Origin of the sequence: Mycobacterium saskatchewanense, assembly GCF_010729105.1 — a bacterium.
In the GTDB taxonomy this organism is placed as follows: domain Bacteria; phylum Actinomycetota; class Actinomycetes; order Mycobacteriales; family Mycobacteriaceae; genus Mycobacterium; species Mycobacterium saskatchewanense.
Genome location: NZ_AP022573.1, coordinates 3127001 through 3145887 on the forward strand (window position 1 = coordinate 3127001; position 18887 = coordinate 3145887).

Here is an 18887-nt window from a genome sequence, read left to right on the forward strand (position 1 = left end):
TTCGGGTCGCCACAGATCCATCAGGGAACGATCGGCGAATTGCATCCCCAAAGGTGCATTTCGACGTCACACACGCCCGCGTCGTACGGATCGATTCGGCCCGCGATTGGGCCGGGCTGATCGACGCGCATCCCGCCACGGCTGGCGGATGTAAATACCCGGACTGGACGGGGATCGCGGGGTCCTGGGATGCGGTGCACCTGTCGCCGGCCGGTTTGCTCCTCGCCCACCCCAAGATCTCGGCCACCCCGTTCCGCACCACCGACGGATCGGGATACGCGCACAGCGAAGCCGGCCCCTACGCCGGCGTCGCTCACTGGTCCGCGGTCTGCACCGCTTGGCTACGCGAGCCGCCGAACGTGTTGGTCAAACCGGCGCCGGGCGAGACCCCGGCTTAGTTGCTGGTTGGTGGTGGTTGGGGCTGGAAGGGTTGGTACCACCACCAGTTGGCGCGTTCGCCGGTGGGGCCGGGGTAGGGCGCGACGGCGGGTGGCGGAAGGGTGGGCGGGCGCGCGAGTGATCCTGGGCTGAGCGGTCGTCCGGAGCTGTCGGTGACGGTGGGATCGGCTGCGGGGCCGGTGATGGTGATGGCGCCGTGGTGGTGTTGGCGGTGGTGGAAGGGGCAGACCAGGACCAGGTTGGACAAGTCGGTGGGGCCGCCGTCTTCCCAGTGCCAGATGTGGTGGGCGTGCAGGCCGCGGGTAGCGCCACAGCCGGGAACGGCGCAGGCGGGGTGGCGGTGTTCGAGTGCGCGGCGCAGTCGCCGGGGGATCTGGCGGGTCGTTCGGCCGGCGCCGATGAGCTGGCCGGCCCGTTCGAACCAGACTTCGCAGGTGGCATCGCAGGTCAGGTAGCGGCGTTGGTCGTCGGTGAGCAGCGGGCCCAGGTGCAGTGCGGCGGCGCGCTGTGCGACGTCGACGTGCACCACCACGGTGGTGTGGTGCCCGTGTGGGCGGCGGGTGGCCTCGGCATCCCAGCCGGCCTCGACCAGACGCATAAACGCCTCGAGGGTGCCCGGCAATGGCGCCGCGAGTGTTGCGGCGCCATTGCCGTTGTCCCGGTCGTGCTTCCACTCGGCGATCAGCGCGTCACGGTGAGAGGCCAGCGCGGCGTCGAACTTCGCCGCGTCGGGGTGCGGGAGGGTGATCCGCCAACAGGTGAACTCCTCGCTGGAAGTCTTGGTGATCGCGGGCCGCGGTTGTCGCGGATCGGGTAGGGGTCGGGGTTCGAGCTTGACCGCGGTGCGCAGCTGGGCGACCGTGGCGACCCGCGCCAACTGCGCGTAGTGCCCATCAGATCCCGCACCGGCGCGTGCGGCGATGACGCCGACCTGATCCAGGGACAGTCGGCCCTCGCGCATGCCTTGGGCGCAGCGCGGAAACTCCTCGAGCCGGCGCGCGACGGTGGTGATCGTGTGGGCGTTCGTCGACGACGAACCCATCTTCCAGGCCACCAACGCCGCGACCGACCGCGCACCCGTCGCACCACAGAGCTCGTCGCGATCCAACTCAGCAACGATCACCACGATCCGCCCATCAATCGCGTTGCGCTGACCGGCCAACTCCGCCAACTCCTCGAACAGCACCCCAACACGATCCGCAGGGCTCACCGCCGCGGCAGGCAATGCGGTCAACGACATAACCCGATCATCGCATCCGGGTACGACAACACCCGGCTGCCGAATTCTGTGCCGAGGTGAGACCGTTCTCATTCACCGCACCACGGTGCACGACCGCAGGACCGCAACCCCAATCTCACGACCGCAAGGTCCAGCGGCCGTTGCGGAAATGCAGGACGGTGCGGCTGACCGGTTCAATGTCCAAGCGCCAGAACGATTTCGGCGGTGCGTCGAGGGCGAATAGGATCGCCGCACGGACCACCGCGGGATGCGTCACGGCCGCAGTCGGCGAAGCGTCGTCGCCCAAGGACCCCAGCCAGCCGCCCACCCGCCGGGTCAGGTCGACGATCGACTCGCCTCCGTGCGGCGCGCACGCCGGATTGAAAAGCCACGTCTCGAGCGCTCGTGGATCGATTGCCGTCAAAGGCCGGCCTCGCCACGTCCCACAATCGAGATCGGCCAACCGGGGCTCGACGATGGGTCGCAGGCCGAGCAGCTCCGCGGTTTCCCGGGCGCGCCGCTCGGGCGCGGCGAAGTGACGGCAGTCCTGCACGGCGGCCGAGCTTTTCACCTGCCGACGTCCGATGTCGCTGAGCGGTTCGTCGAGAGGAAAGCGCCCGGTTGCCATGGCGTCCGTCATCGCGTGCGACACCAGCGTCAGCCGGAGGACATCACTCACGCGTTGATGCTCGGCGCCCGGTCCTCCAGCAACCGGCCGGCCAGCACGGCGAAGACCACGCCGATGGTCGCCCAGAGGATCAGCTGCGTGGCCAGTGCGACCAACCTGAACTCGTAGAGCACGTCGGCCGGGAAGCCGGGATAGACGATCGCGCCCGACGCGTCGCGCATAGGCTGCGGCGTCTCGTCCACGGGCGGCAGCGCCGCCAGCGCGGCGGCGATCGCGACAACGTATGCCCCCGCCGCAAGCCACGCCGCGCCCCGCCCGCCGAGGCGGTCCGTCAGGCGGCGCGCCAGCCACACCGCGGCGATCGCCAGCGCCACCGATACCAGCATCGCCGCCAGATACCAACCGGTGCGCGCCCCGATCGTATCGGCCTGGCCGACCGCCGGCGGGTTCGGCGGATATTTGGCGAACGGCACCAGATACACCGCGCCGAACGCACCCGCCGCTAAAAGCACCGAGAGCGTCCGTGGCGCAACCGAATTCGTCCGCGCGTAGGCGACGCAGAACAGTACGGCAAACAGAGCGCCCATCGCGACGCCGAAAATCAGCATCCCGAAACCGAGCCCCGCGTTGGCCTGCACCCCGCGGCTGAACAACTCGGCGCCGTGCTCATGGACGCCGTGCGCGTCCTCGGCATCGATCCGGCCGTCCTCGTAAGCGATGGCACGGCCGATGACGGGTTCGGCGCACAGCCGGGCGAAGACGAACGCCAGCACCGCGCCGAGGGCGCCGGCCAGTAGGCCGCGCCCGATCAGGCGTTTCTCCACGCGCCGGGGTCAGTGGCAGGGGAAGCCGAGCAGGTGCCGTGCGTCGTGCAGGAACTCGTGCACGCTCGCGTCCCCCCTGACCAGGGATACGGCGCCGTGCTCCAGGCCGACGACGTAGAGCGCCAAGAGCGCCAGGAAGGCGGTCACCGACAGCCACAGCGCGGCACTAGCCGTCGAGAGATCCAGGGGTCGAATGCGGGCGATTCTCTGGCGGTTGGACACCGTCGGCTCCTTCTGGGGATATCGCGCCCCGGTTGGGATGACGGGCTTCGGGTCTGACTGTGGACAGTGGCGCGACCGTTCTGGAGTTTCACCAGATTCCGTTGCCCGTATGGCAAAGGTCAGTGTAGACCGCGGGCTAACGGAAAACGGGCGGTGGTCGCGATCGCGACCACCGCCCGCCCGTTGCCCGTCGCCGACAACCGCTACTGCGGGTCGGCGCTGTGCGCTCCGGCCTTCGCCAGGTCCGGCTCGGCCGGCGGCTTGCGGGTGCCGGTGAAGGTGAACACGGCGTCTTCGCCGCTGCCCTCGCCGTCCCAGTTGTCCACGTCGACCGTGACGACCTGGCCGGGTCCAACCTCCTCGAAGAGGATCTTCTCCGACAGCTGGTCCTCGATCTCGCGCTGGATGGTGCGCCGCAGCGGGCGGGCACCCAGCACCGGGTCGAAGCCGCGCTTGGCCAGCAACGACTTCGCCTTGTCGGTCAGCTCCAGCGCCATGTCCTTGGCCTTGAGCTGGTTGGCGACCCGGCCGATCATGAGGTCGACCATCTGGATGATCTCGTCGCGCGTCAGCTGGTGGAAGACGATGATGTCGTCGATGCGGTTGAGGAACTCCGGGCGGAAGTGTTTCTTCAGCTCGTCGTTGACCTTCTGCTTCATCCGCTCGTAGTTGTTCTCACCGCCACCCTGGGTGAAGCCCAGGCCGACCGGCTTGGAGATGTCGCCGGTACCGAGGTTCGACGTGAAGATCAGCACGGTGTTCTTGAAGTCCACCGTGCGGCCCTGCCCGTCGGTGAGCCGGCCGTCCTCCAGGACCTGCAACAGGCTGTTGTAGATCTCCTGGTGTGCCTTCTCGATCTCGTCGAACAGCACCACCGAGAACGGCTTGCGCCGCACCTTCTCGGTGAGCTGGCCACCCTCCTCGTAGCCGACGTACCCCGGAGGGGCACCGAACAGTCGCGACGCGGTGAACCGGTCGTGGAACTCACCCATGTCGATCTGGATGAGCGCGTCGTCGTCGCCGAACAGGAAGTTGGCCAGCGCCTTGGACAGCTCGGTCTTACCGACACCGGACGGGCCGGCGAAGATGAACGAGCCCGACGGGCGCTTGGGGTCCTTCAGCCCGGCACGGGTGCGGCGGATCGCCTTGGAGACCGCCTTGACGGCGTCCTCCTGGCCGATGATCCGCTTGTGCAGCTCGTCCTCCATGCGCAGCAGGCGGGTGGTCTCGGCCTCGGTGAGCTTGAACACGGGGATGCCGGTCCAGTTGCCGAGCACCTCGGCGATCTGCTCGTCGTCCACCTCGGCGACCACGTCGAGGTCACCGGAACGCCACTGCTTCTCGCGCTCGGACCGCTGGGCCACCAGCTGCTTCTCCCGGTCGCGGAGGCTGGCCGCCTTCTCGAAGTCCTGGGCGTCGATCGCCGATTCCTTCTCCCGGCGCGCGTCGGCGATCTTCTCGTCGAACTCGCGCAGGTCTGGCGGAGCGGTCATCCGGCGGATCCGCATCCGGGCACCCGCCTCGTCGATCAGGTCGATCGCCTTGTCGGGCAGGAACCGGTCGTTGATGTACCGGTCGGCCAGGGTTGCGGCCGCGACCATCGCCGAGTCGGTGATGGACACCCGGTGGTGCGCCTCGTAGCGGTCCCGCAGGCCCTTGAGGATTTCGATGGTGTGCTCCACCGTCGGCTCGCCCACCTGCACCGGCTGGAAGCGGCGCTCGAGCGCGGCGTCCTTCTCGATGTATTTGCGGTACTCGTCGAGCGTGGTGGCGCCGATGGTCTGCAGCTCGCCGCGGGCCAACTTCGGCTTGAGGATGGACGCTGCGTCGATCGCGCCCTCGGCGGCACCGGCACCGACCAGCGTGTGCAGCTCGTCGATGAACAGGATGATGTCACCGCGAGTGTTGATCTCCTTGAGCACCTTCTTCAGGCGCTCCTCGAAGTCACCGCGGTAGCGCGAACCGGCGACCAGCGAGCCGAGGTCAAGCGTGTAGAGCTGCTTGTCCTTCAGCGTCTCCGGGACCTGGCCGTGCACGATGGCCTGCGCCAGCCCCTCGACGACGGCGGTCTTGCCGACGCCGGGCTCGCCGATCAGCACCGGGTTGTTCTTGGTGCGCCGGCTCAGCACCTGCATCACCCGCTCGATTTCCTTCTCGCGGCCGATGACCGGGTCGAGCTTGCCCTCCATCGCGGCGGCCGTCAGGTTGCGGCCGAACTGGTCGAGGACCAGCGACGTCGACGGGCTGCCCGACTCGCCGCCGCGGCCACCGGTGCCGGCCTCAGCGGCCTCCTTGCCCTGGTAGCCGCTCAGCAGCTGGATGACCTGCTGGCGCACGCGGGTCAGCTCGGCGCCCAACTTGACCAGCACCTGGGCGGCGACGCCCTCGCCCTCCCGGATGAGACCCAGCAGGATGTGCTCGGTGCCGATGTAGTTGTGGCCCAGTTGCAGCGCCTCGCGCAGGCTCAGCTCCAAAACCTTCTTCGCACGCGGCGTGAAGGGGATGTGCCCCGACGGCGCCTGCTGCCCCTGGCCGATGATCTCCTCGACCTGGCTGCGGACGCCCTCAAGCGAGATCCCGAGCGACTCCAGCGACTTCGCCGCGACGCCCTCGCCCTCGTGAATCAAACCCAACAGGATGTGCTCGGTGCCGATGTAGTTGTGGTTGAGCATCCGGGCCTCTTCTTGCGCCAGGACGACGACCCTGCGGGCACGGTCGGTAAATCTTTCGAACATCGGTGGTTACCTGCTCTCCCTCACCATCGGTACAACCTCGTTACCGACCAGTGGGGCCGGTCTCGCGTACCTGCCATCCACTGTAATGGTCGGCCTGCCAGGGGGCCTAACCTTGCGGTTCCTCACACTCCGAGAAGCGCCCGGCGTTTGGCGCCGAATCCCCCTGTGACTTCTTGTCTCATCAGCAGTAACTGAACAAACGCGGCGGGCCGCCAATTCGTTTCCTTTGACGCCGGCAATCTTTTCGCCGCCAGCGAAAGGACAAATAATCGGCGCCCGGACCGCGTGGGCCCGGGCGCCGGTGAGCGTGTTTGTCAGGTCGCCGCGTGGAAGGCGTCGATGACGTCGGCCGGGATGCGGCCACGAGTGGACACGTTGTGGCCGTTGCGACGAGCCCATTCGCGGATCGCGGCGCTCTGCTCGCGGTCGATCGCCCCGCGGCCCCGCCCGGTGCCGGAACGCCCACGCCGCCTGCCGCCGACGCGACGGCCCGCCGCCACCCACTGCTTCAGGTCGTTGCGCAGTTTGGCGGCATTCTTGGACGAAAGGTCAATCTCGTAGGTCACTCCGTCAAGCCCGAATTCGACTGTTTCATCGGCTGCGCCGGCACCGTCGAAATCATCGACCAAGGTGACGGTCACTTTTTTCGCCATTATCTCACCCTCGCGTTTCGTCCTGAGCAGTTACTGAACAGATTGGGCGAACCTCCCCGGCCACCAATCTGCCATAGCAACGAAGCATACTCAATCCGCCACGATGGCGCACAGTTCACGTTTCAACTACGAGTGCGGCCGAACAATCGGGAACAAAACTGTCTCTCGAATTGACAACCCGGTCAAAGACATCAACAACCGATCGATACCCATTCCGGTCCCGGTGCACGGCGGCATCCCATACTCGAGGGCCGCCAAGAAATCTTCGTCCAGCACCATCGCCTCGTCGTCACCGGCCGCCGCGGCGCGGGCCTGGGCGGCGAACCGTTCGCGCTGGACCACCGGATCGTTCAGCTCGGAGTACCCGGTCGCCAGTTCGACGCCGCGCAGGTACAGGTCCCACTTCTCGGTGACACCCGGGATGCTGCGGTGCTGCCGAGTCAAAGGCGTTGTCTCGACAGGGAAGTCCTTGACGAAGGTCGGCGCGCTCAGGGCGTTCCCCACCGCGTGCTCCCACAGTTCTTCGACCAGCTTGCCGTGCCCGTAGCCGCGGTCGCGGGGGATTTCCACACCGAGGGTGTCCGCGATGGCCCAGAGCCGCTCGACCGAGGTCTGCGGCGTGACCTCTTCCCCGAGCGCCGCCGAGAGCGACGGATACATTTGTATGGAAGCCCATTCTCCGTCTATGTCGTAGACGCTGCCGTCGGGCAGCGGTAGTTGTCTGGTTCCGATCGCCTCGTCGGCCACCTCTTGAATAAGCTCGCGCGTCATGACCGCCGAATCGTCATAGGTTCCGTAGCTCTGGTAGGTCTCTAGCATGGAGAATTCCGGAGAATGCGTCGAATCGGCGCCTTCGTTTCGGAACACCCGATTTAGTTCGAAGACCTTGTCGAATCCACCGACGACGCATCGCTTGAGGAACAGTTCCGGCGCGATCCGTAGGTAGAGATCGATGTCGAGCGCATTGGAATGGGTGACGAACGGCCGCGCCGCCGCGCCGCCGGCCAGCGTCTGCAACATAGGGGTTTCGACTTCGAGAAACCCGCGCCGCTCCAGCGCGCTGCGGATTGCGCGGATAACGGCGATTCGCTGGCGGGCCACCGTGCGGGCCTGGGGGCGCACGATCAGGTCGACGTAGCGCTGCCGCACGCGCGCCTCTTCGCTCATCTCCTTGTGTGCGACGGGCAGCGGCCGCAGCGACTTGGCCGCCATCCGCCAGGAGTCGGCGAGCACGGACAGCTCGCCGCGCCGCGAGCTGATCACGACGCCGTGCACGTAGACGATGTCGCCGAGGTCGACGTCGGCCTTCCAGGCGTCGAGGGATTCCCGGCCCACCTTGTCCAGGCTGATCATCACCTGCAGGCTGGTGCCGTCGCCCTCCTGCAGCGTGGCAAAGCACAATTTCCCGGAATTCCGGGCGAAGATCACGCGCCCCGCCACGCCGACGACGTCGTCGGTCTCGGTGTCGGTCGGCAGGTCGGCGTGGGCGGCGCGCACCTGGGCCAGCGTGTGGGTGCGCTCGACCGCGACGGGGTAGGGCTCCTGCCCCTCGGCCAACAGCCGAGCGCGCTTGTCCCGGCGGATCCGGAACTGCTCGGGAAGGCTCAAATCGGCGTCGCTCACGACGTGCCAGCTTAAATGACCTGGTATGGCCGCCGGTCGCAGGCTCAGCGTGCGGTCTTGAGCCGGCCGCGCTGGGCGTCGCGGTTGCGCTCGAACACCAGGCGCAGGCCGTGCAGGGTGAGGTGCTGGTCGTAATGGTCGACCGTGCGCAATTCGGGCAGCAGGAGCGGGGCGGTGTGGCCGGTCGCCACGATCGCGACCTGGTTACCCGGGTCGGCGGAGAAGCCGTCGACGTCGTCGCGGATGCGGCTCACCAAGCCGTCGACCAGCCCGGCGAAACCGAACACCGCGCCGGACTGCATGCACTCGACGGTGTTCTTGCCAACCACCGAGCGGGGCCTGGCCAGCTCCACGCGACGCAGCGCGGCGGACCGGGCGGCGGCGGCGTCGGAGGACACCTGCACGCCGGGCGCGATCGCGCCGCCCAGGAATTCGCCCTTGGCCGACACCACGTCCACACAGATGGAGGATCCGAAGTCGACGACGATCGCTGCGGTGCCGAACTTGTGAAACGCGGACAGGCAGTTGACGATCCGGTCGGCGCCCACCTCTTTGGGGTTGTCCACCAGCAGCGGGATGCCGGTGCGCACGCCCGGCTCGATCAGCACGTGCGGTATCGACGGCCAGTACTGGTCGAGCATGATCCGCACCTCGTGCAGCACCGAGGGAACGGTGGACAGGGCCGCCGCGCCGGTGAGCCGGTCGGAGTCGTCTCCGATCAGCCCGTCGATGGTGAGCGCCAGTTCGTCCGCGGTGGCCTCCGCCTCGGTGCGGATCCTCCACTGCTGCAGGACCTTTGCGTGGTCTTTCGATCCGGAAATCAGTCCGACGACGGTGTGCGTGTTGCGGACGTCGATTGCCAGCAGCACGGTTACCGCACGCCGATCCGGGGGTTCAGCAACTCGGCGGCGGCGGAGATGTCCGCCGGCACGAACGCCGGGTCGTGGCCGAGGTCGACCTGTTTGTTGTCCGCGTCGACGAACACGATGCGCGGCTGGTGGGCCCGTGCCTCCGCCTCCTCCATGGTGCCGTAGGCGATGAGGATGACGAGGTCCCCGGGGTGGACGAGATGGGCGGCGGCACCGTTGATTCCGATCACCCCGGTGCCGCGCTCGCCGGTGATGGCATAGGTGACGAGGCGGGCCCCGTTGTCGATGTCGACGATGGTCACCTGCTCGCCCTCGAGCAGGTCCGCGGCGTCCATCAGGTCGGCGTCGATGGTCACCGAGCCGACGTAGTGCAGGTCGGCCTGCGTGACGGTGGCGCGGTGGATCTTCGACTTCAGCATGGTGCGCAGCATCAATTCCTCCAAGGTGATTCGAGGGTGTCCCGATAGTCGTCCGGCCCGATCGGTGCCGGCGAAATTCCGATGTTGATGGCGATGTTGTCCAACAGCCTCGTGCCGCCGAGCCGGGCGGCGACCAGCAGCCGGCCGGGCCGGTCGGGTTGCAGCGGGCCCAGTTCGAGATCGCGCAGCTCCAGGTAGTCGACGGAAAGGCCGGGCACGGCGTCCAGCACCGCACGCGCGGCGCCGAGCGCGGCCTGCGGGCCGTGCTGCGCGGCGTGCGCCCCGGCCGTCAGCGCCGCGGAGAGCGCCACCGCCGCCTCCCGCTGCGCCGGGTCCAGGTAGCGGTTGCGTGACGACATCGCCAGCCCGTCGGCCTCCCGGACGGTGGGCACCGCGACGACTGCGACGTCGAGGTTCAGGTCGGCCACCATCTGCCGGATCAGCACCAGCTGCTGGTAGTCCTTCTCGCCGAAAAACACCCGGTCGGGGCGCACGATCTGCAGCAGCTTCATGACGACGGTGAGCACGCCGGCGAAATGCGTTGGCCGCACGCACCCCTCGAGTTCGGCGGCCAGCGGGCCGGCGTGCACGGTGGTGCGCAGCCCGTCTGGATACATCGCCGCGGCCGGCGGGGCGAACACGATGTGGACGTCCTCGCCGCGCAACAGAGCGAGGTCCGTGTCGAGGGTCCGGGGGTAGGCGTCCAGGTCTTCCCCTGCGCCGAACTGCAGCGGGTTGACGAAGATGGAGACCACGACCACCGAACCCGGGACCCGCTTGGCGGCGCGCACGAGGGCGAGGTGCCCGTCGTGCAGCGCGCCCATCGTGGGCACCAGCATCACCCGGCGGCCGGTGTGACGGAGCGCGCGGCTGACGTCGCTGACGTCGCGGGGCCGCGAATACACGTTGAGCTCGCCCGGGGAGAAGGCGGGTGGCCTGTGCGCCGTATTCATGGCGTCAGCACCTCGACGACGTCGGCCGGCGCGTGCGCCCGCCGGGCGGTGCGCAGGGCATTGACGCGATACGCCTCCGCCAGGTCCGGATCGACCCCGTTGAGCGCGGCGAGATGCTCCGCGACCGCGGCCGCGTCCCCGCGGGCGACCGGGCCGGTCAGCGCGGCCTGGCCGCGCTGCAAAGTGTTCTCCAGCGCCGCGCGAGCCAGCGGGCCGATGATGCGTTCGGCGAGGCCGCCCGGCTGGTCGTCGACGAGTTGTTGGCCCAGAAGTTCGCTGCCGTGCAGCGCGGCCCGCAGCGCCTCGAGCGCGTCGGCGACCACGGTGACGATGTGGTTACCCGCGTGGGCCAGGGCGGCGTGGTAGAGGACCCTGGCATCCTCGGGGACGCAGAACGGCTCCCCGCCCATCTCCAGGACCAGCGACTGCCCGATCGCGTAGCCGACCTCGTCGGCCGCCGTGATCCCGAAGCAGGTGTCCGGCAGCCTGCTGATGTCCTCGTCGGAGCCGGTGAACGTCATCGCCGGGTGGATGGCCAGCGGCGTGCAGCCGGTCTCGGTCAGCGGCCTGAGAACGCGCACGCCGTTGGCGCCGGACGTGTGCGCGACGATGGTGCCGGGCCGCACGGCCGACGTCGCGGCCAGCCCGGACACCAGGCCGGCGAGTTCGCTGTCAGGAACCGCCAGCACCAGCAACTCGGCGCCGGCCGCCACCTCGGGGGGAGAAACCACCGGGGTGTCGGGCAGCCGGCGCTGCGCTCGCTGGCGCGACGAGCGGGAAATGGCGCTGCACGCGACGACGACGTGGTCGGCGCGCTCCAGCGCGACTCCCAGCGCGGTGCCCACGCGGCCGGCCGAGATGATCCCCACTTGAAGCCTGGCCGGGCGCAAACCGTCGAGCTGCCCCATCGCAGACGACCTCACAACTCTCTACGTACGTTCCAGTCCCCTCGGGGGTACCGGACGGTCACTAAAACTGTAGACGATCCGCCGGGGTGGCCGCCGTCAGCTGTCGCGGCGACGGCGCCGGCCGCCCTCGGACGGCTGGACCTGCAGCCGCGCCAGCAGATCGGCGACCGACTGGCCTCCGGTCTGTGACCCGTCGTCCGCCCCGTCCAGCAGCGGGTCGCCCCCGCCGTGCCGGGGCACGGGCGGCGGAGCCATCTGGGGTGGCGGCGGCTCGGCCGCCGGCGCGGGCGGCCGGTGCTGCGCCGGCGGTGGCGCTGCGGCGGCGGGCGCGGCGACCGAAGCGGGTGGCTCGGGCTCTGGTTCGGGGGCGGACTCGGGGGCTGTGAAGTTGCGCACGCCGTAGTCGCGGTACTCCGCCGAATGGCGGGAACGGGACCGGCGGCCGGAATCGCCGTACTGCGGGGGTGGCGGCGCCGGCTCGGCGGGCGGGCTGTCGGCGGCCTGGGCGGCTTCGGAATGCCGCGCGCGACGCCCGCCGGGCGACTCGGCGGGCGCATTCACCGGACCGCCGCCGGCCCAGTTGCTGCCGGGGGCTCCCGGCGGCAACCACAGTCCCGTCGCGGGCGCCGGCTGCCAACCCTGCATCTGGGGCTGGGGCTGGGGCGCGGGCTGCGGCGGGGGTCCGGCCGGTGCCGCCGGCGGCGGCCGGTGGCGCGGTTCGAACCGCTGCTCCGGCGCCGGGACGTACCCCGGCGGTTCTTGCGTTGCTTCGGGCGCGAACCGGACGCGCTCGCGCGGCGGCTGCTGCCGCGGCGTGGCCAGCGGTGCGCCGTCCGCCGGCGGCACGCCGACCTCCGGGACGTCGATGATCGCGGTCTCGTCGATACGCGGCGGCGGACGGTCGGCAGCCACGGACGTGACGCGGTCGCTGGTCACCCAGTCGACGGGGGCGCCGCGCGGATTCTCGCCGTTGCGGTCCCATTCGCTGTACGCGCGCTCGGGGGGCGCCTCCGCGTTCGGGGCCTCGACCGTCTCCAGCGCCGGGCGGTGCTGCAGGTCCGTGTCGAACAATATCTCCAGGCTGGTGCGCAGGGAGTTCAATTCGGCGCGCAGGGCGGCCAGGTCGTCGGCGGCCTGCGCGCGCAGCTCGGAGGCCAGCTCGCGGCGCAACTGCGACTCGACGGTGAGCTCGTATTCCCGGCGGGCCGATATCTCGCGGTCCAACTGCAGGTCGTAGACCAGCTTGAGGTCACGCACGCGGGCCTGGTCGGCGTCGCTTTGCCGACGGTAGAGCACCGAGACGAAGGCACCGGCGACCGCGGCCCACAGCGCCAGGATTACAGCGAGCTTGAGGAGTTCCACGCGATTGGTGAAAACCAGTGCGGAACTGGCCCCGATCGCGAGGACCAGCAACGCCGTCAAGAGCACCCACCCCGGCCTGCGGCCGCCGCGCCGAACTCTGGCGCCGCGGGACAGAACGGACATGGCCTGACTGTACCTGTGCGACGTCAATCCGCGTGTCGGGCGAGTCCGGCGATTCTCACCCGGGTTATCCGGGGGCTCGGCTAACTCTCCGCGCCCTCGCCGTGCTCGGTGGGGTCGGGCGGGGATTTGCAGCATTGCTCCAGCCACAGTGCGGCGGCGACCAACGCCAGCGCGCTCACGGCCGCCACCGTCGTTCCGCCCGCGTCCTCGGCGGCGACTCGCAACCACGACCGCCGCGGCAGAAAGTACGCGAGGACCCCCGCCCACCACCCGAGCATCAACGCGCCCACCCAGGCCGACGCCTTGGCGATCGTCAGGCTGCGCGCCACGGCGAGCGGGTGCAGCCGTCCGGGTCCGTCGCCGATCTCCCCGTCGTTGATCTTGGCCCGCACGTGCCGCGCCCACAGCGCCTCGCCGGCCGCGGCCGCTAGCAGCGACAGGCCCGTCCACACCGTGATCGGAGGGAAGAACCGGAACAGCGCGGTCACCAGCAGGTAGCCCACCACCGCGGCGCACACCACCGCGGCCGTCAGGTCGCGCTTCCTCGTCGGCCCCATCAGCCCACCGACCCGGGCAGCGTGAGCGCCAGGTTGGACAGCCGAACACCCTCCCGGTCGGCGGGGTCCAGTTCGGCGAGTAGCCGGACGACCGGTTGCTCGCCCTCGGCGACCGTCAGGCGGGCGTCCGGGTCGATGGCCAGCCACGGCACCATCACAAATGCCCGCAGGTGGGCGAGCGGGTGCGGCAACGTCAGGTTGTTCTCGAACGAGGTGACCTCCCGCAGGGGCTCGCCGGCGGGGTCCGTCTCGTAGCAGGCGATCAGGTCGACGTCGAGGCTGCGCGGTCCCCAGCGCTCGCCGCGGACCCGGCCCGCCGCCCGCTCGAACTCCTGCGCCCGGCGCAGCCAGGCCTGCCCGTCGAGCGCGGGGTCGTCGGCGATCAGAACCGCATTGAGAAACGGCGCCTGATCCAGCCGGCCCCACGGATCCGTCTCGTACACGGGTGAGACCGCGACGACGGCGTCGCCCAGCCCGTCGACGACGGACTGCAGCCGCGCTAGCCGGTCGCCCAGGTTCGACCCGATCGACAGCACCACCCGGGTCATAGCGGCCTGCCGGCGGGGACGACGGAGCCGCGACCGCCGCGCCGAGACCGGCGCACCACGACGGCGACGTCCGCGAACTGGTGCGGAATCGGAGCCTGCGGCTTGTGCACCGCCACCTCGGCGGCGTGCACCCGCTCGTCGTCCATGATCCGGTCGGCGATCTCGCTCCCGACCCCCTCGATCAGGTTGCGCGGAGGCCCGGTCACGACGTCGGCCGCCAGCTGAGCCAGCGCGCCGTAGTCATAGGTGTCGGCCAGGTCGTCGCTGGCCGCGGCCCCGGCGAGGTCGATCCAGACGGTGATGTCGACCACGAAGTCCTGCCCGTCGGCCCGTTCGTGGTCGAATACCCCGTGCCGCCCCCGAACGGTCAAGCCCCGCAACTCGATTCGATCAGCCATCGTCTCCACCCCCAGTCCAGGCCCCCACCACGCTGAGGGCGTCGACCGTGGCGCGCACGTCGTGCACCCGCACGCCCCAGGCCCCGTTCAAAGCGGCCAGAGCGGAGATCACCGCGGTCGCCGTCTCGCGCCCGTCGGGCGGCCGGGGCGTTCCGTCCGCTCCGGCCAACAACGTACCGAGGAACCGCTTGCGTGAGGCGCCCAAGAGCACCGGCAGTCCGGTGCCGACCAGTTGCGGCAGGGCGTGCAGCAGCGCCCAATTGTGTTGACCCGTCTTGGCGAACCCGAGTCCGGGGTCAATCACCAGCTTGGCGGGGTCGACGCCGGCGGCCACCGCGTCGTCGACACCGGCCAGCAACTCGGCGCGTACCTCGGCCACCACGTCGCGGTAGTGCGGCACCCGGTGCGGCCGGTCCGCCGACACCGGTCGCCAGTGCATGAGCACCCACGAGACCCCGGCCTCGGCCACCAGCGGCGCCATCGCGGGATCGGCCCGGCCGCCGGACACGTCGTTGACGATCCGCGCGCCACCGTCCAGCGCCGCGCGCGCCACATCCGCGTGCATCGTGTCGACGCTCACGGTAATGCCTTGCGCCGCAAGCTCTTTGATGACCGGGACGACACGGGACGCCTCGACCCGGGAGTCGATCCGCGTGGCGCCGGGCCGGGTCGACTCACCGCCGACGTCAACGATGTCCGCGCCCTCGGCGGACATGACCAGGCCCCGCGCCACGGCGTCGTCGGCATTGAGATAACGCCCGCCATCGGAGAACGAGTCATCGGTGACGTTGAGAACACCCATCACTCGCACAGGCGCCGGGCTCACTTACGCAGGATGAGATCGAGCGCTTCGGCCCGGGAGGCGGCACTGCTCTTGAACTGGCCGCGCACCGCCGACGTCGTGGTGGTCGCGCCCGGTTTGCGGACGCCGCGCATGGCCATGCACAGGTGCTCGGCCTCGATGACGACGATGACGCCGCGCGGGTCGAGCTTGTTCATCAGGGCGTCGGCGATCTGGCTGGTGAGCCGCTCCTGCACCTGCGGCCGCTTGGCGTACAGGTCGACCAACCGGGCGATCTTCGACAGGCCGGTCACCCGGCCGTCGTTGCCCGGGATGTAGCCCACGTGGGCCACCCCGTGGAACGCCACCAGGTGATGCTCGCAGGTGGAGTACAGCGGTATCTCCTTGACCAGCACCAACTCGTCGTGCTGCTCGTCGAACATGGTGTTGAGCACGGTGTCGGGGTCGGTGTAGAGGCCGGCGAACATCTCGCGATAGGCGCGGGCGACGCGGGCCGGGGTCTCTTGCAGGCCGTGCCGGTCCGGGTCTTCGCCGACCGCGTACAGCAGTTCGCGCACCGCGGCCTCGGCGCGCGCCTGATCGAAGACCCGTACCGGCGGAGTGACAGTGTCCGGCGACAAGGCCATCGAAATCCTCCGTTCGTCAGCCGTGGGCCGGCGGGTTGGACCGGCTCACGTCGTCGTCCTGATGCTCGGGCGACTTTCCGGCATCCGGGGTGGATTGGCCGGGCGGCGGATACGGCGGATAGGGCGGGTACGCGGGTTGAGCATTGCCTGGGTGGCTCGGGTGGCCCGGGTAGCTTGGTGCTGGCTGCGGCCAGTACGGCTGCTGCGGGTGCTGCGGCTGCGGGGCCTGCGGCGGCGGATACCAGTACCCGGGCGGCTGGTACCCGGCCTGCTGGTTCTGCGGCGGCCATCCCGGTGCCCGCCAGCCCGCCGGCGCACCGTAATCGGGCTGGGCGGCGCCCCGAGAACCATGAGAACCATGGGAGCCATGAGAACCGTTGCCGCCATTGGAGTTACCCTCGGCCTCGGCGCGCGCGGCCTCGGCCGCCTTGCTCGCCCGTGCGATCGCCGCCTTGAAGGCCGGCTCCGGCACGGGCGGCGGCCAGGGCTCGCCACGTTCCATGGCCAGCTCTCCGGGTGTCTTGATCGGCGGCTTGTCCGACGGGATGCGGCCCCCGAAGTCGTCGAACATGGTGAGCCGTGGCCGCTTTTCGACGCCGGCGAAGATGCCCTCCAGCTCGGGCCGGTGCAGGGTCTCCTTTTCCAGGAGCTCGCCGGCCAGCGAGTCGAGGATGTCGCGGTATTCGGTGAGGATCTCCCAGGCCTCGGTGTGCGCGGCCTCGATCAGCTTGCGCACCTCGTCATCGATGTCGCGCGCGACCTCGTGCGAATAATCCGCCTGCGTGCCCATGGTGCGGCCGAGGAACGGGTCGCCGTGCTCGGAACCGTATTTGACGGCACCCAGCTTGGAGCTCATGCCGAATTCGGTCACCATCGCGCGCGCGATCTTGGTGGCCTGCTCGATGTCGGACACCGCGCCGGTCGTCGGCTCGCGGAACACCAGTTCCTCGGCGGCGCGCCCGCCCATGGCGAACACCAGCTGCGCGATCATCTCGGAGCGGGTGCGCAGGCCCTTGTCCTCCTCCGGAACCGCCACCGCATGCCCGCCGGTGCGCCCGCGCGCCAGGATCGTCACCTTGTAGATCGGCTCGATGTCGGGCATCGCCCAGGCCGCCAGGGTGTGGCCGCCCTCGTGGTAGGCGGTGATCTTCTTTTCCTGCTCGCTGATGATCCGGCCCTTGCGGCGCGGCCCGCCGATGACCCGGTCGACCGCCTCCTCCAGGGCGGCGCTGGTGATGACGGTGCCGTTTTCCCGGGCGGTCAGCAGGGCCGCCTCGTTGATGACGTTGGCCAGGTCGGCACCCGTCATGCCGACGGTGCGCTTGGCCAGCCCGTCCAGGTCGGCGTCGGGGGCGATCGGCTTGCCCTTCGAGTGCACTTCGAGTACCGCGCGGCGGCCGGCCAGGTCGGGGTTGGAGACCGGGATCTGCCGGTCGAAGCGGCCGGGCCGCAACAGCGCCGGGTCGAGGATGTCAGGCCGGTTGGTGGCCGCGATCAGGATGACGCCGGCACGCGGGTCGAAACCGTCCATCTCGACCAGCAGCTGGTTCAGCGTCTGCTCGCGCTCGTCGTGACCGCCGCCGAGGCCCGCGCCGCGCTGGCGGCCCACCGCATCGATCTCGTCGACGAAGATGATGCACGGGTTGTTCTGCTTGGCCTGGTCGAACAGGTCGCGGACCCGCGACGCGCCCACCCCGACGAACATCTCGACGAAGTCCGAGCCGGAGATGGTGAAAAACGGAACCCCGGCCTCGCCGGCGACCGCGCGCGCCAGCAGTGTCTTGCCGGTCCCGGGCGGGCCGTAGAGCAGCACGCCCTTGGGGATCTTGGCGCCCAGCGCCTGATACCGGCCCGGGTTCTGCAGGAAATCCTTGATCTCGTAGAGCTCCTCGACGGCCTCGTCGACGCCCGCCACGTCGGCGAAAGTCGTCTTGGGCATGTCTTTGGAGAGCTGTTTCGCGCGCGACTTGCCGAAGCCGAACCCCATCCGGGCGCCGCCCTGCATGCGGGAGAACATCACGAACAGGCCCACCAGCAACAGCAGCGGTAGCACGTAGACGAGCAGCTCACCCAGGATGCTGCCCTGGTTGACGACGGTGCTCACCTTGGCGTTTTTCGCGCTCAAGGCGTTGAAAAGGTCGACGGCGTACCCGCTCGGGTACTTGGTGATGACCTTGTCGGAGTTGTCGGTGTCCCCGTTGCCCTTCTTCAGGGTCAGCCGCAGCTGCTGCTCGCGGTCGTCGATCTGCGCGCTCTTGACGTTGTCGCCGCTGATCTGAGCCATCGCCACGGACGTGTCGACGGGCTTGTAGCCGCGGGTGTCGTCACTGAAGTAGAAGAACGACCAGCCGAGCAGCACCACGACAGCGACAGCCGTGAGCGTGCGGATCAAGTTTTTTCGGTTCATCGATCATCGGCCGTGCAGGCCAGGTTCCTTCCCGATACACACAGCTGGAAAAGTCCAGGCTACCGCTACCCGCCAGCGCCAGCCCGGTCGAGCTGAGTTCGCCACCGTTTGATTGGTCAACGTCCGGCGGTTCCCGAGCGGGGTCGCGCCTACTCGTAGTAGCGGGCTTCCACCACATTGCCGTCGGGATCGGTGAAGTAATACGTGTGCGGCGCCCAACCCTGGGCCCCGTAGCTGTGCTCGAGCCGCACGCTGATGTCCACCCCCTCGGCCCGCAGGCGGCTTTCCAGGGCGGCATACTCGGACTTTCCGAGCGCCAGGCACACGTGGTTGACCGGGTGGCCGGCACAGTCGTCCGCCACGGCCGCCGACGACGCGCCACCGGCCGCCAGTTGCACCGGCATCAGGTCGAGGATCGAGTCCTCGCAGACGCGAACGCTGGGGAAGGGCGCCTCCCCGCGCTCGAATTCCTCCCACCGCAGCGGCGCGAGGCCCACGACCCTGGTGTAGAAGTCCATCGCCGCGCCCGGGTCCTTTGTCCACAACACCACGTGGTCCAACCGCATCAGCCGAACCCCCGCCTTCGCCGATTGCTTTTTGCCCGCACCGGGA

At 69.4% G+C, this 18887-nt stretch carries 20 protein-coding genes; 1 reads left to right on the forward strand and 19 read right to left on the reverse strand.

Features of this window, described 5'->3' with window-relative positions; all coding sequences use genetic code 11:
- Nucleotides 1-53: 53 nt before the first annotated feature.
- Nucleotides 54-398: a hypothetical protein gene (locus tag G6N56_RS14650; protein WP_142280547.1), complete on the forward strand. Its 345-nt coding sequence runs from the start codon at nt 54-56 to the stop codon at nt 396-398.
- Here G6N56_RS14650 and G6N56_RS14655 read toward each other — a convergent pair.
- From G6N56_RS14655 to G6N56_RS14745, 19 genes are all read right to left on the reverse strand, one after another.
- Complete coding sequence (locus G6N56_RS14655) at nt 395-1639, reverse strand: HNH endonuclease signature motif containing protein (RefSeq protein WP_085255288.1); 1245 nt, start codon at nt 1637-1639, stop codon at nt 395-397. The genes G6N56_RS14650 and G6N56_RS14655 overlap by 4 nt on opposite strands.
- A 115-nt stretch (nt 1640-1754) precedes the next feature.
- The gene (locus G6N56_RS14660; RefSeq protein ID WP_085255287.1) at nt 1755-2297 is read right to left on the reverse strand and encodes a histidine phosphatase family protein; all 543 of its coding nucleotides are present in this window, start codon (nt 2295-2297) and stop codon (nt 1755-1757) included.
- Complete coding sequence (locus G6N56_RS14665; RefSeq protein WP_085255286.1) at nt 2294-3070, reverse strand: CbtA family protein; 777 nt, start codon at nt 3068-3070, stop codon at nt 2294-2296. Before G6N56_RS14665 ends, G6N56_RS14660 begins: the two co-directional genes overlap by 4 nt.
- Before the next feature lie 9 nt (nt 3071-3079).
- Complete coding sequence (locus G6N56_RS14670; RefSeq protein ID WP_085255285.1) at nt 3080-3292, reverse strand: CbtB domain-containing protein; 213 nt, start codon at nt 3290-3292, stop codon at nt 3080-3082.
- 203 nt (nt 3293-3495) lie between these two features.
- Entirely contained in the window at nt 3496-6027 is a 2532-nt protein-coding gene (gene clpC1, locus G6N56_RS14675) for an ATP-dependent protease ATP-binding subunit ClpC (protein WP_085255284.1), read from the reverse strand.
- Between the two features lie 314 nt (nt 6028-6341).
- Nucleotides 6342-6680: a histone-like nucleoid-structuring protein Lsr2 gene (gene lsr2, locus G6N56_RS14680; protein ID WP_066817684.1), complete on the reverse strand. Its 339-nt coding sequence runs from the start codon at nt 6678-6680 to the stop codon at nt 6342-6344.
- A 126-nt stretch (nt 6681-6806) separates the two neighbouring features.
- The gene (gene lysS / locus G6N56_RS14685) at nt 6807-8303 is read right to left on the reverse strand and encodes a lysine--tRNA ligase (RefSeq protein ID WP_085255283.1); all 1497 of its coding nucleotides are present in this window, start codon (nt 8301-8303) and stop codon (nt 6807-6809) included.
- A gap of 44 nt (nt 8304-8347) precedes the next feature.
- A complete protein-coding gene (locus G6N56_RS14690) occupies nt 8348-9172 on the reverse strand; it encodes a type III pantothenate kinase (RefSeq protein ID WP_085255282.1) in 825 nt (274 codons plus the stop codon).
- A 2-nt stretch (nt 9173-9174) separates the two neighbouring features.
- On the reverse strand, nt 9175-9603 hold the full coding sequence (gene panD / locus G6N56_RS14695; RefSeq protein WP_085255281.1) for an aspartate 1-decarboxylase: 429 nt from the start codon (nt 9601-9603) through the stop codon (nt 9175-9177).
- Complete coding sequence (gene panC / locus G6N56_RS14700) at nt 9603-10544, reverse strand: pantoate--beta-alanine ligase (RefSeq protein WP_085255280.1); 942 nt, start codon at nt 10542-10544, stop codon at nt 9603-9605. The genes panD and panC overlap by 1 nt, the downstream gene beginning before the upstream one ends.
- The gene (locus G6N56_RS14705; RefSeq protein WP_085255279.1) at nt 10541-11452 is read right to left on the reverse strand and encodes a Rossmann-like and DUF2520 domain-containing protein; all 912 of its coding nucleotides are present in this window, start codon (nt 11450-11452) and stop codon (nt 10541-10543) included. The genes panC and G6N56_RS14705 overlap by 4 nt, the downstream gene beginning before the upstream one ends.
- A gap of 96 nt (nt 11453-11548) precedes the next feature.
- Nucleotides 11549-12937, reverse strand: a complete 1389-nt coding sequence (locus G6N56_RS14710) for a DUF6779 domain-containing protein (RefSeq protein WP_085255278.1) — start codon at nt 12935-12937, stop codon at nt 11549-11551.
- An 80-nt stretch (nt 12938-13017) separates the two neighbouring features.
- On the reverse strand, nt 13018-13494 hold the full coding sequence (locus G6N56_RS14715) for a DUF3180 domain-containing protein (protein ID WP_085255277.1): 477 nt from the start codon (nt 13492-13494) through the stop codon (nt 13018-13020).
- Nucleotides 13494-14042 carry a 2-amino-4-hydroxy-6-hydroxymethyldihydropteridine diphosphokinase gene (folK, locus tag G6N56_RS14720; RefSeq protein WP_085255276.1) on the reverse strand — a complete coding sequence of 183 codons (549 nt, stop codon included), beginning with the start codon at nt 14040-14042 and terminating at the stop codon, nt 13494-13496. Before folK ends, G6N56_RS14715 begins: the two co-directional genes overlap by 1 nt.
- Nucleotides 14039-14440, reverse strand: coding sequence for a dihydroneopterin aldolase (gene folB, locus G6N56_RS14725; RefSeq protein WP_085255406.1), 402 nt, complete (start codon nt 14438-14440; stop codon nt 14039-14041). Before folB ends, folK begins: the two co-directional genes overlap by 4 nt.
- Nucleotides 14433-15266, reverse strand: coding sequence for a dihydropteroate synthase (gene folP, locus G6N56_RS14730; protein ID WP_142280546.1), 834 nt, complete (start codon nt 15264-15266; stop codon nt 14433-14435). The genes folB and folP overlap by 8 nt, the downstream gene beginning before the upstream one ends.
- Nucleotides 15263-15868, reverse strand: a complete 606-nt coding sequence (gene folE / locus G6N56_RS14735; RefSeq protein ID WP_085255275.1) for a GTP cyclohydrolase I FolE — start codon at nt 15866-15868, stop codon at nt 15263-15265. Before folE ends, folP begins: the two co-directional genes overlap by 4 nt.
- A gap of 16 nt (nt 15869-15884) precedes the next feature.
- Nucleotides 15885-18275: an ATP-dependent zinc metalloprotease FtsH gene (gene ftsH / locus G6N56_RS14740; RefSeq protein WP_085255274.1), complete on the reverse strand. Its 2391-nt coding sequence runs from the start codon at nt 18273-18275 to the stop codon at nt 15885-15887.
- 149 nt (nt 18276-18424) lie between these two features.
- Nucleotides 18425-18841 (reverse strand): VOC family protein, encoded by a 417-nt coding sequence (locus tag G6N56_RS14745; RefSeq protein ID WP_085255273.1) that lies wholly within the window; start codon nt 18839-18841, stop codon nt 18425-18427.
- Nucleotides 18842-18887: the final 46 nt, after the last annotated feature.